The 11,949-nt window shown below is 69.0% G+C and carries 12 protein-coding genes and 1 pseudogene; 5 read left to right on the top strand and 8 right to left on the bottom strand.

Annotated elements, in window-relative coordinates; all coding sequences use genetic code 11:
• The first annotated feature begins 5 nt into the window (after positions 1 to 5).
• Complete coding sequence (locus tag OEJ37_RS27195; protein ID WP_175918270.1) at positions 6 to 707, top strand: DUF2848 domain-containing protein; 702 nt, start codon at positions 6 to 8, stop codon at positions 705 to 707.
• 96 nt (positions 708 to 803) lie between these two features.
• On the opposite strand, the gene OEJ37_RS27190 is transcribed toward OEJ37_RS27195, so the two are convergent.
• A complete protein-coding gene (locus OEJ37_RS27190; protein WP_263347338.1) occupies positions 804 to 1,784 on the bottom strand; it encodes an NAD-dependent epimerase/dehydratase family protein in 981 nt (326 codons plus the stop codon).
• Between the two features lie 98 nt (positions 1,785 to 1,882).
• Here OEJ37_RS27190 and OEJ37_RS27185 point away from each other — a divergent pair, with 98 nt between their 5' ends.
• Positions 1,883 to 2,785, top strand: a complete 903-nt coding sequence (locus OEJ37_RS27185; RefSeq protein ID WP_174420745.1) for a LysR family transcriptional regulator — start codon at positions 1,883 to 1,885, stop codon at positions 2,783 to 2,785.
• 38 nt (positions 2,786 to 2,823) lie between these two features.
• Here OEJ37_RS27185 and OEJ37_RS27180 read toward each other — a convergent pair whose 3' ends face one another.
• On the bottom strand, positions 2,824 to 3,144 hold the full coding sequence (locus OEJ37_RS27180; protein WP_174420744.1) for a hypothetical protein: 321 nt from the start codon (positions 3,142 to 3,144) through the stop codon (positions 2,824 to 2,826).
• Positions 3,145 to 3,203: 59 nt separating this feature from the next.
• Complete coding sequence (locus OEJ37_RS27175) at positions 3,204 to 4,076, bottom strand: LysR family transcriptional regulator (protein WP_174420784.1); 873 nt, start codon at positions 4,074 to 4,076, stop codon at positions 3,204 to 3,206.
• Between the two features lie 147 nt (positions 4,077 to 4,223).
• Between OEJ37_RS27175 and OEJ37_RS27170 the strand changes: the two genes are divergently transcribed.
• Complete coding sequence (locus OEJ37_RS27170) at positions 4,224 to 5,684, top strand: MFS transporter (RefSeq protein WP_263347333.1); 1,461 nt, start codon at positions 4,224 to 4,226, stop codon at positions 5,682 to 5,684.
• Positions 5,685 to 5,759: 75 nt separating this feature from the next.
• Here the strand turns inward: OEJ37_RS27170 and OEJ37_RS27165 are convergent, their stop codons facing one another.
• Positions 5,760 to 5,966, bottom strand: coding sequence for an oxidoreductase-like domain-containing protein (locus OEJ37_RS27165; RefSeq protein WP_174420742.1), 207 nt, complete (start codon positions 5,964 to 5,966; stop codon positions 5,760 to 5,762).
• Between the two features lie 79 nt (positions 5,967 to 6,045).
• On the opposite strand from OEJ37_RS27165, the pseudogene OEJ37_RS27160 reads away from it, so the two are divergent.
• Positions 6,046 to 6,266 (top strand): annotated as a pseudogene (locus OEJ37_RS27160) (RidA family protein); the annotation flags it as partial.
• Between the two features lie 74 nt (positions 6,267 to 6,340).
• Here OEJ37_RS27160 and creD read toward each other — a convergent pair.
• The 4 genes from creD to OEJ37_RS27140 form a co-directional block, all read right to left on the bottom strand.
• Positions 6,341 to 7,732: a cell envelope integrity protein CreD gene (creD, locus tag OEJ37_RS27155; RefSeq protein WP_263347330.1), complete on the bottom strand. Its 1,392-nt coding sequence runs from the start codon at positions 7,730 to 7,732 to the stop codon at positions 6,341 to 6,343.
• 103 nt (positions 7,733 to 7,835) lie between these two features.
• Entirely contained in the window at positions 7,836 to 9,305 is a 1,470-nt protein-coding gene (gene creC, locus OEJ37_RS27150) for a two-component system sensor histidine kinase CreC (protein ID WP_263347328.1), read from the bottom strand.
• A 14-nt stretch (positions 9,306 to 9,319) separates the two neighbouring features.
• Complete coding sequence (creB, locus tag OEJ37_RS27145) at positions 9,320 to 10,030, bottom strand: two-component system response regulator CreB (RefSeq protein ID WP_174420739.1); 711 nt, start codon at positions 10,028 to 10,030, stop codon at positions 9,320 to 9,322.
• Between the two features lie 82 nt (positions 10,031 to 10,112).
• Positions 10,113 to 10,826, bottom strand: coding sequence for an SDR family NAD(P)-dependent oxidoreductase (locus tag OEJ37_RS27140; protein WP_263347326.1), 714 nt, complete (start codon positions 10,824 to 10,826; stop codon positions 10,113 to 10,115).
• Between the two features lie 395 nt (positions 10,827 to 11,221).
• Here OEJ37_RS27140 and OEJ37_RS27135 point away from each other — a divergent pair, with 395 nt between their 5' ends.
• Positions 11,222 to 11,929, top strand: coding sequence for a dihydrodipicolinate reductase C-terminal domain-containing protein (locus OEJ37_RS27135; protein WP_263347324.1), 708 nt, complete (start codon positions 11,222 to 11,224; stop codon positions 11,927 to 11,929).
• The last annotated feature ends 20 nt before the right edge of the window (positions 11,930 to 11,949 follow it).

Raw genomic sequence — 11,949 nt, 5'->3', positions numbered from 1 at the left:
TCTGCATGCAAGCCCTGTCGTTCAACGTGATTTCCCTGCAACGCGCGCCTGCCGCCGTCGACGTCGAGATCGAGCGCGTCGTGATTGCCGGCTGGGCTGGCCGCGATCCGGCGGCGATCCGCGCGCACATCGACGAACTCGCGGCGCTCGGCGTGGCCCCGCCTTCGACCACGCCGTGCTTCTATCGCGTGTCGTCCGCGCTGCTGACGCAGGCGCCGTCGATCGATATACTCGGTGCACGCTCGGGTGGCGAGATCGAATGCGTGCTGGTCGACAGCCCGGCCGGCACGCTGGTCACGGTCGGCTCCGATCATACGGATCGCGAAGTCGAGGCGTACGGCGTCGCGGTATCGAAGCAGGTGTGCGCGAAGCCGCTCGGGTGCGATGCGTGGCTTTACGCGGATGTCGCCGATCACTGGGATGCGATCGAGATGCGTTCGTGGTTGATCGGACGTGACGGCGAGCGCATTGCGTACCAGCACGGCGCGGTCAGCGGCCTGCTCGCGCCGGACGCGCTGTGGCAACGCTTCGACGACCGCCGCACGATGCCCGCGCGCTGCGCGATGTATGGCGGCACGGTCGCCGTGCATGGCGCGATCGCGGCGATGGACGACGGCGACGCGTTCGAGATGGAACTGCGCGATCCGGTGCTCGGGCGCAGCCTGCGGCACCGGTATGCGGTCGAGGTGTTGCCGGTCGTGGCGTGACGGAAGCGGCGGGCCTGACGGATGCCGAAGTGAAAGGCGTGCACGCATGCTGTCATGTCGACACGTTCCGTTCACCGCCGCCTCTCGTGCCGCCGATCACCGCAAGCAACCGAGCCCCGCCAGCGTCGCCTCCACCGCCGTATCGAGCGGCGTCAACGGCTCGCGGCCGAGCACCGCCGTCACCCGCGCGTTGTCCATCCTGAGCGGCTCGCGCCACAGGTAGCGCATCTCCAGCATCTCGCGCAGCGTCGTGACGAACGGCGCCGCGGCCCACACGAGCCACCACGGAAAGCGCCGCACCGCCGGCCGCATCCCATGCCGTTGCGCCACGCGACTGATGGCCGCGGCCATCTGCGTGCCGTCCGTATCCCAATGCCCGCCGAGATGGAAGCGCGCAAACGGCTCCAGCGTGTCGCGTCGCTCGATCAGCTCGACCATCGTGCGCGCGACGTCCGGCAGATACGCCCACTGATGGCCGACGCCCGGCCGCCCCGGCACACTGATCGTCGAGATTGGCCGCCCCGGCTTGATCAGCCCCTGCGCAAACCAGTTGTTGCCGGCACGCACCCCGAAGAAATCGCCCGCGCGCACGATGATCGTGCGGACGCCCTGCGCGGTCGCTTCCTGCAGTCGCCGCTCCAGTTCGACGCGGATCGCGCCCTTGCGGGTCGCCGGATGCTGCGGCGCGTCTTCGCGCAGCACCGGAAACGCGTCGGCGCCGTAGTTGTAGACCGTGCCGGGCAGCACGACGGTCGCCCGCGCCACCGTCGCCGCCGCGATCGTGTTGTCGATCATCGGCAGCACCTGCGTCGGCCAGTTCCGGTAGCCGGGCGGGTTCACCGCGTGCACGATCACGCTGCAGCCGCGCGCGGCCCGCACGACCGCCTCGCGATCCAGCGCGTCGCCGCGCATCCACGTCATCCCGTCGCGCTCCACGACTTCGGCGTCGAGCCCGCGCTTGAGCGCACGCACCTGCCAGCCGGCATCGCGCAACTGCCGCGCGACTTCCCCGCCGATCCCGCCGCTCGCTCCGAGCACGAGTGCCTGTCGTTGCGCCGCGCCTGCGTTCGTCGTCATTGCCGTTCTCCTTGAATAAACCGTCGTGAGATGCATTCTGGCGCGCCGACGGTTAGCAAGGAATTGCCTATCATCGGATATCAGCTATACATTTATGCATGACCACCGATCTGAACTGGGAACGCTACCGCACCTTTCTCGCGGTACTGACGGAAGGCTCGCTTTCCGGCGCGGCGCGCGCGCTCGGCATCACGCAGCCGACGGCCGGCCGCCACGTCGCGGCGCTCGAGGCCGCTTTCGGCCAGACGCTGTTCACGCGCTCGCCGTCGGGCCTGCTGCCGACCGAGGCGGCGCTCGCGCTGCGCGGCCATGCGGAGGCGCTGCGCAGCGCGGCAGCCGCGTTCGAGCGCGCGGCCGCGAGCCACGGCGCCGGCGTGCGCGGCACCGTGCGGATCTCGGCCAGCGACGTGATCGCCGTCGAGGTGCTGCCGCCCATGCTCGCGCAATTGCGGCGCGATCATCCGGGGCTCGTCATCGAACTGGTGCCGACCGACCGCATCCAGGACGTACTGAACCGTGAGGCCGACATCGCGGTGCGGATGGCGCCGCCCGCGCAGGATGCGCTCGTCGCGCGGCGGGTCGGCGAAATCGAAGTCGGGCTGTATGCGCGCGACGACTACGTGGCGCGCAACGGTTCGCCCGCGACGATCGACGAACTCGCGCATCACGCGCTGATCGGCTTCGATACCATCACGCCGTTCATCCGTTCGGCGGGGCGCGGAATGCCGCTGTGGAAGCGCGATGCGTTCGCGCTGCGCACCGACAGCAACCTCGCGCAGCTCGCGATGATCCGCGCGGGCTACGGCGTCGGCTTCTGCCAGTCGGGGCTTGCGAAACGCGACGCGCGGCTCGTGCGCGTGCTGCCGGACGGGCCCGCGATGAAGCTGGAAACCTGGATCGTGATGCACGAGGACCTGCGGACGAGCCCGCGCTGCCGGGCCGTATTCGATGCGCTGGCGGACGGGCTGCGCGCCTATGCCGACGGAGAAGCTGCCGAGTAGACGGCTCGAAGCGGCAGGCGCGCATCGCCCGGACGGCGCTACTCGTAGATTTTCCCGGCGAACAGGATGTCCGCCATGCGCCGCCACGGATTGTCGGGCACGTCGTGGAAGCGCAGCCCTTCCTCCGACGCTTCTGCCCAGTCGACCATCGCCTCCAGGTATTCGCCGATCGAGCGGTTTTCCCAGCCGAGCGCGGCGCGCGCGTACGGCGACGGCGGCACGTCGGCCTCGAGTTGCCGCTCCGTGTTCCAGTCATGGCCGAGGACGCGCAGGAAATGGATCAGCGAGCGCTCGTCGACCACCCGCTCCAGCGCGTCCTGCAGCCTTTCGGCCATCCGGCTTTTCAGTTCGTCGTTCATGCGCTTGGCCCCTCCTGCTGCTCTCGAATACGCGCCGCTGCCTGTCGCGCGGCGCGCTTTTACATCAGCAACTGCCGCGACAGCACCTCACGCGCCTGCGTGACGGTTTCGCGTTCGCCCGGCATCGGCGGCGTCAGCGAAAACACCGCATCGGGCAGCGGCGGCAGACGGTATTTCGCGCCGAGCCGCATCATGCCGTCGCCGATCGCCGACGCGCACAGGCAGCCGACACCGAGCCCCGCCGCAAGCATCGACTGCAGCCCCGCGACGCCCGACGCGCTGTGCACGAGCACGTACGGCATATGCTGCTCGTCGAGCGAGCGCACCGCGATCTGATGCATCATGCAGTCGTCCGGCAGCAGCACGAGCGGCAACGGCTCGGGCAATTGCTCGGCGAGCGCGGGCGACGCGACCCACGACAGCGGCTCGCGCCGCAGCACCCAGCGCGTGTCGGCCGACGCCGGCCGGAACGGCCCGCTCGACAGGTTCATCACGACGCCGAGATCGATCTGCCCTCTCGCGTGCGCCGCCTCGATGTCCGCGCTCTTCATCGCGCTCACGTGCAGGCTCAACTGCGGGTAGCACTCACGCAACCGCGCGAGCAGGCCCGCGACTTCATTCGTCCGGTAGTAGTCGGTGATCGCGACACGCAGCTCGCCCTTGATCGCCTGCCCGCGCAGCTCGTCGAACGCGGCCTCGTTCAGCGCGACGATGCGCCGTGCGTGCTGCAGCAACCGCGTGCCGGCCGGCGTCGGCTCGACGCCGCGCTTGCTGCGCACGAACAGCGGCACGCCGGCGCGCGCTTCGAGCTTGCGCACCTGCTCGCTGACCGTCGACTGCGACAGGTGCAGCAGCGGCGCGGCGGCCGTCAGGCTGCCGGCGTCCGCGACCGCCGCGAAAGTGCGCAACTGGTCTAGGTCGAAACCGCGCATCGCCATCCCCCATCCATCGATTAACCCGTTGGATGCTACCACCCTTTCCCGCTTTTCCGATTCATCGACCGCACCCAGAATACGGGGTCAATGGCCGGCCCGCGCTGCTCGCGCATACGGCCCTCATTCTTTTCGGACCTTTCGTTCATGACGAACCAAACCCTTGCCCCTTGCGCGCCGGCCGGCGCGGCTGCCGCGGCGACGCCGCGCAGCCATCACGGCTGGGCGCTGGTGGTCCTGCTGGTCGGCGCCATTCTGCCGCCGCTCGACTACTTCATCGTGAATCTCGCGCTGCCGGCCATCCGCGACGGCATCGGCGCGCGCCCGGCCGAGCTCCAGCTCGTCGTGTCGGCCTATGCGTGCGCGAGCGCAGTCGTGCAGATCACGGGCGGCCGCCTCGGCGACCTGTACGGTCGCAAGCGCATGTTCATGCTGGGCATGGCCGGCTTCGTGCTCGCGTCGACGCTGTGCGGGCTCGCCGGCAGCGGCGCGGTGCTCGTCGGCGGCCGCGTGCTGCAGGGCCTGTTCGCGGCGATCCTCGCGCCGCAGGTGCTCGCGACGATCCGCAGCGTGTTCAGCCCGCAGGAACAGGTGCGCGTGATGGGCTTCTACGGTTTCGCGTTCGGCCTCGCGGCCGTGATCGGCCAGCTCGGCGGCGGCGCGCTGATCAGCCTGCATCCGTTCGGGCTCGGCTGGCGCGCGATCTTCCTCGTCAATCTGCCGATCGGCATCCTTGCGCTGATCGGCAGCTGGCGCTTCATCCCGGAAAACCGGCCGCCGCGCGGCCAGCGCATCGACGTGCCGGGCACGGTGCTGATGTCACTGTTCCTGCTGATGCTCGTGTATCCGCTCACGCAGGGCCGCGAGGCCGGCTGGCCGCTGTGGATGATCGCGTGCGTCGTCGGCGCGCTGCCGATGCTCGGTGCGCTGCTGGCGGTCGAAGCGGGCCGGCTCGCGCGCGGCCGCGATCCGCTGCTCGACGTGCGTCTGTTCCGCAATCCCGTCGTCGCGCTCGGGCTCCTGCTCGCGTTCCTGTTCTACACGCTGAGCGCGTTCTTCCTGAGCTACGGGATCTATCTGCAAGGCTGCCTGAACTGGTCGCCGCTCGCGTCCGGGTTCGCGATCCTGCCGCTCGGGCTCGGCTTCCTCGCGAGCCCGCTGCTGATGCCGCGCCTCGTCGGCCGGTTCGGCGGTTATCGCGTGCTGACGCTCGGCTTCGTCATGCTCGCGGCCGGCGTCGCGACCGCCGCCGCGCTCGCCCGCGAAGGCGCGCCCGGGCCCGGCTTCTACGCGGGCATCGCAGCGATCGGCATCGGGCAAGGGCTCGTGCTGCCGTCGGTCGTGCGGATCGTGCTCGCGGAAGTCGACGCGGCACGCGCGGGCGTCGCGTCAGGGATGGTCAGCGCGATGCTGCAGATCGGCGCGGCCGTCGGCGCCGCGACGATCGGCGGCGTGTTCTTCGCGCGGCTCGGCGTGCATCCGGCCGCGGTCGATTACGTTCAGGGGTTCCGGACGTCGATGTTCACGCTGACGGTCGTATTGCTTGCGTGCATCGCGCTGTCGACCGCGCTCGGGCCGCTGCATCGGCGGCTTCATGCGGGCGCATGATACGGGACGCGGATCGCACCGCCGGCAGAACCTGCGGCGGGAAGGTGAATGCGCGGCCGCTCGCCGGCATCCGGCTCATCGGCGTTGTTTGCGTTGCGCCTGCCGCGCTTCCCACTCGGCCAGCTCGACGCGATAGCGCGCCAGCGCTTCGTCGTACAGGTCGAAGACGCACGGCGAGCAGCCGCTGTTGCAGCAGTCTTCCAGTTCGGGTTGTTCGGGCGGGATCGGGCGGGGATCGTCCGCGGACGGATCAGACGGATCGGTGGGGGCAGGCGTGGGCACGGCGAAGATCGAATGACGAGGAACGTCTACCAGTATAAGGGGATGCCGCCCGGCCTGCCGGCAGCGTCACATCCGTCCGCAGATGCGCGATGTGATCTCGCTCGTCCATCACGCGACCGACGTCGATGCGTCCATGCAGGCCGGCGATATCCGCAACACCTGCTTCGCCGGGCCCGGTCCGGTCCGGTGACGACGGCGATCCAGGTCGAGCGTCTCTACCATCCGGATCTGCCGATCGAGATCACGGCCGCGGCTGGAATTCCGCTGGCGCGGTTTCGCCGGCCTTCGCCTCACGCGTGAATCGCGACCGTCCCGCGCGGCGTTGCGCTGCCGGCCGGGGCATACCCGGCCGGCAGCGCACGCGAAACCCGCGCTTACTTCGACGGCGCACCCGGCTTCACGGCATCCGCGCCCGACTTGTCGGCCAGCGGCTGCCACGCGGCGCCGAGCGCATACCAGTCGATGCGGCGCGTGAGCGTCATGATGCCGGCGAGGATCGCGAACAGCAGCAGCGAACCGAGCATCAGCGCGTTGTCCTCCGACAGCAGCAGCCCGTAGAGCGCCGCATACAGCATCGCGAGCAGCGCCGCGAACGTCGCGCCGCGCTTCACGCTGTGCAGCACGAACGACAGGTAGAAGCCGAGCAGCCCGATGCATGCGCCGCTCGCCGCGAGATACGCATAACCGAACGCGATATGCTCGGACAGGCTCAGCAGCAGCAGGAAGAACAGCGCAAGCGACAGGCCGACCAGCAGGTACTGGATCGGGTGAATGCGCAGCCGCTTCGCGAGTTCGTACATGAAGAAGCTCGCGAACGTGAGCATCACGAACAACGCGCCGTACTTCGTCGCGCGTTCGGCCTGCAGATAGACGTTCACGGGTTCGATCACCGATACCGACGCCATCTCGATCGCGCCTTCTCCGTTGCCGGTCGCGACCTGTTCGCGCGCCTTCGTGTTGAACGACGTCACGTGCCAGTTGCCGGTGAAGCCGTGCGCATCGATCGTGCGCTCGCCCGGCAGGAACGCGCCGCCGAAGCTCGGATGCGGCCACGTCGATTTCAGCGAGAAATCGTTCTGGTCGGCCACCGGTGCAAACGCGACGGATTCCGCGCCCGCCAGCGGCAGGCCGATGCTGAACGGCACGACAGCCGCTGCGTTTGCGTCCGCCAGCGCCGCGAGATCGATATTCGCGTGCACGCCCTGGCGCAGGCTGTCCAGCCGCGTGCCCTGCTCCACGTCGAACCGCTTGCCGCCGATGCGCAGGTCGGGCTGCGCCTTCAGCCCGCGAATGTCGCCGATGCCGATTGCGACATACGCGCTGTCGACCGCGAAGCTCACGTGGCCGTCGGCCTGCGGCAGCTTCTTCAGGTCCGGCAGCGCCAGCGTGCCCGTCAGCCGGCTATCCAGCCCGTACACGAGCGCCTTGTGGATGCCGCGATAGCGCACCTCGACCTTGAGCGTGCCGTCGACGTTCAACGTCTTCGGAAACACCAGCAGGCGCTTCGTCTCGCTTCTCAGGCTGGTTTTCGCCGCGCCGCCGGCCGGCGTGTCATCGCGCACGCGCGTGACTTCCGTGTAATGCACGACGAGCACCGGCCCCGTCACCGTCTGCGGCCCCGCGTAGCTGGCCCAGATGCTCTGCAATGCGCTCTCGCGATACTCGGCGCGTTCCCGCACGATGCTTTGAACCATGTGCAGCGGGATCAGGATCGCCAGCGCGAGAAACGCGGTGATCACGGATTTGAACAACAGGACTCGATTCATTGCTGACGGGTACCGGAGTGGAAGATGCGGTCAGCATGAACGGGCCCGGTGAACGGCGATTGAAGCCGGTGTGAAGCGAATGTGTGGCGAGCGTGAAGCGCGCTCAGCCCGGCGACGGCAGCGTGAGCGTCGCGCACGCGCCGCCTTCGTCGCGGTTCGCGAGCGCGACCTGGCCGCGATGCAGCATCGCGACTTCGCGGACGAAGCACAGCCCGAGGCCCGTGCTGCGATCCTGCCCGTCGGGGCGCGGCAGCGAATAGAAGCGTTCGAACACGCGCGACAGCGCGTAGTCGGGCACGCCGGGACCGTCATCGGTCACGCGCACGACCGCGACATGCGCCCTGCCCGCCGGCTGCCGTTCGAGCGCGATCCGGATCGTGCTGCCTTGCGGCGCGAAATCCAGCGCGTTGTCGAGCAGGTTGCCGAGCGCCTGGCGCAGCAGGAACGGATCGCCTTCGACGACTGCCGGATCGGCCGCACCGTTCGCGTCGTTCGCGTCGTTCGCGCCGATCCGCAGGCTCACGCCGCGCTGGCGCGCGCGCGGCTCGATATCCTCGACGAGCTGTTCGAGCACCGGCAGCAGCGCGACCGGCTCGCGTACCGACAGGCGTTGCTTTTGCTCGACTTCGGCCAGCGCGAGCAGCTTGCGGATCATCTGTTCGAGGCGACCGGCCTGGCGGCGGATGTTCTCGGTGAAGCGCCGGCGGTTCGCGACCGGCATCTCTTCCTGCAGCAGTTCCGCCGCGCCGCTGATCGCCGCCAGCGGGCTTTTCATCTCGTGCGTGAGCGTGTGGATATAGGTTTCGACGTACTGCCGGTCCTCCAGACGCTGGTGCATGCTTTCCACCGCGCGCCCGAGCTCGGCCAGCTCGTTCGCGCCCTGCAGCGGCATCGCCGCGCGCTCGCCGGCCGCGATCGCGCGCGCATAGCGTTGCAGCCGCCGCAGCCCGAGCACCAGCCACCATGTGCAGGCGGCGCCGATCAGGATCGCGCCGCCCATCAGCAACGCGCCGTACAGCATGATCTTGCGCTGGCTGCGCGCGATGAACGGCGCGACGGTCTGGTTCGGCTTCGCGATCGTCAGCACGCCGATGATTTCGTTACCCCGCCGGATCGGCGCCGCGACGTGCATCACGGTGGTGCTTTCGTCGTTCGGATCGGCGCGCGTGCTGCGTGCGCCGTATTCGCCGCGCAGCGTCCGGTACACGTCGTTCCAGCGCGAATAGTCCTGCCCGACCGCGCCGCCGGCCGAGTCGTAGCGCACGATGCCGTGCGCGTCGGTGATGTAGATGCGGTAGCTGATCGTGTTCTTGTGCATGCCCCACACGTTCGCACTGACCGGGTTCTCGTGCAGTTTTTCGAGCTGCCGCGCGAAGGCGCCGTCGGCGATATGCCCGTTCGCCATGTCGGCGGCGGCCAGCGTCGCCAGCACCTGCGCGACGTCGACGAGCGTGTCCTCCATCGCTTCGCGCACCCCCGGCTTCACCTCCTGCACGAACACGCGCAGCGTGATCAGCGCGGCAAGACCGACGATCAGGAAAAAACCGAAGAAGATGCGCAGGCCGATATGCATGGCGGTGCCCGTCGTTACGGTTGCAGCGAATAACCCATCCCGCGATGCGTGCGGATCGGGTCGCGCTCGGGATCGATCGCGCGCAGCTTCGCGCGCAGCGTCTTGATGTGCGTATCGACCGTGCGGTCGGCCGAATCGAGCGCCTCGTGCCACACGAGGTCCATCAACTGCTCGCGCGAATAGATGCGCCCCGGATGCCGGACAAGCAGCGCCAGCAGGCCGAATTCGTAGCGCGTGAGGTCCAGCGCGTGGCCGAGCCACGACACGCGCGCGCCTTCGGTGTCGAGCACGAAGCCCGGCGCGGTTGGCGCGGCCTGCGCCTCTGCCGGCGCGGACGTCGTTTGCGGCGCGGCCGCCCGGTGGAAGCGCCGCAGGATCACGCGCACCCGCGCGGCCAGCTCGCGCGGCGAAAACGGCTTGACCACGTAATCGTCGGCGCCGATTTCGAGCCCGACGATCCGGTCGATTTCGTCATGCCGCGCGGTGAGGAAGATCACCGGCACGTCCGTGAACGTGCGCAGCCGCCGGCAGACTTCAAAGCCGCTGAGGTCCGGCAGGCCGACGTCGAGCACGACCAGGTCGAAGCGCGACTCGCGCAGGTGGTCGAGCGCCGCCTGCCCTAGCGTGCAGTGGACGGTCTGCATGCCGTCGGTGCCAAGGGCGTAGACGATCGTGTCCGCGATCGCCGTTTCATCTTCGACGATCAGGATCTTGGGCTGATTCATGGTCTCAGGCTGGGCTCGCACGTTTCCGGTGCGACATTGTACGCACGGCCGGCTGCGGCGCGGCGAGCCCCGCCCGCCCGCGCTACGCCACGCGGCCGTTCACCGGAATCGACGCGCCGGTGATCGCCTGTGCGTCGGCCGACAGCAGGAACCCGATCGTCGCCGCGATCTGTTCCGGCCGGACCCAGCGCGAGAAATCCGCGTCGGGCATGTCCGCTCGGTTCGGCGGAGTATCGATGATGCTCGGCAGGATCGCGTTCACCGTCACGCCGCGGTCGAGCAGTTCGGCCGCCAGCGCCTCGGTGAGACGCGCAACGCCGGCCTTCGCGGCCGCATAAGCGCCCATGCCCGCGCCCGCCTTGAACGCCGCGCCCGCGCCGATGTTGACGATACGGCCGGCCGGGCTCGCGAGCAGGTACGGCAGCGCGGCCTTCGACGCGTTCAGCGCGGTCTTCACGTTCAGCTCGTACATGCGGTCCCACGTGGCGGCGTCGCCGTCGGCGATCGTCTGCCATACGAATGCGCCGGCGATGTTCAGCAGCGCGTCGACCCGGCCGAATTCGCGGTTTACCGATTCGAGCGCCCGTGCGGCGGCCTGCGGGTCGACCAGGTCGATGCCGCCGATGCGCAACGCGTCGGCCGGCACGCCGGGCAGCGTCTGCGCAGCAGGCACGGCGCCGCGGCCGATCAGCGCGACGCGTGCGCCGCGCTCGCCCAGCCATGCGGCCGTCGCGACGCCCAGATGACCGAATCCGCCGGTGATCGCGACTGCCTTGCCTTTCAAGTCGTGTTCCATCGATGTGCTCTCCTGGATCGAAGGTGGATTGTCGATGCGTGATGCATGGGTCATGCCGGCCGCGGCACGAAAGTGCGCGGCCGGCGTTTCGACAGCGTAGCGCCGTTCACGCCTGCGTGCGCGCGGCGACGAAGCTGCGGCGACGCAGTTCCTCCGCCGTTTCGCGCTGGTTGCAAGGGCGTCAGCCCGGCGGCGGAATCACGAAGCGGAACGCGGTCCACACGTGGCGGGCCGCCGCGACTCCGCATGCGAGGCCTGGCGGGCACGCATGCGGGCGGCCGGGCATAATGCGCGAGGCCCGCTAGGCGTGTCGCGAGCCGTGACCGGGCCGTGCCAGGCTACCCGACGGCCACGCCGATCCCGTATCGAATCCTGAACCTCAACCCGTCAATCCCATGCAAGTATTCGTCGTTGGAACCGGCAAGCTGGCCAATGAGCTGCTCGGCTCGCACAAGCTCGACCCGGCAACCTGTCGCGTGATGCCCTGGTCGGACAGCGCGCGAACCGACGAGCGGAGTAGCGACGCGCGACGTAACGACGCCCGATCGATCGTCGTGCATGCCGGCTCCGGCCGCGAGCTCCCCGCCGTGATCGCGTTCTGCGAGGCCACCGCATCGCCGCTCGTCGAACTGTCTACCGGCTCCGACGTCGAAACCGGCACGCACGGCTTCCCGGTCGTGCTGTGTCCGAACACGAACATCCTGATGCTCAAGTTCATGAGCATGCTGGAAACCAGCGGCCACCTGTTTCGCAACTGCGAGATCAGCCTGACGGAGTCGCATCAGGCAGGCAAGACGTCCGTCCCCGGCACGGCCGTCGGCATCGGCCAGTCGCTCGGCGTGCGGCCGGAAGACATCCGCTCGGTGCGCGACCCGGACGTGCAGCGCAGCGAATTCGCGATCCCCGACGATCAGCTTGGCCGCCACGCGGTTCACCGGATACGCATCGACGACGGCGCGTGCAGCCTGCAGTTCGAATCGCGCGTGTACGGCGCGACGCCCTACGCGGATGGCGTGTCGCGCATCATCGAGGCCGTCCGGCAGCACGATCTCGAGAACCGCCGCTATTCGATCGTCGAGTTCATCCGCAACGGCTGGCTGTAGTCGCGGCGATGTGCGGCGGG

The sequence above is a fragment of the Burkholderia sp. BKH01 genome, assembly GCF_025685725.1.
Classification (GTDB): Bacteria; Pseudomonadota; Gammaproteobacteria; order Burkholderiales; family Burkholderiaceae; genus Burkholderia; species Burkholderia pyrrocinia_C.
Note: the sequence above shows the minus strand (reverse complement) of the source record. Positions and strands in the feature narration are given on the sequence as shown.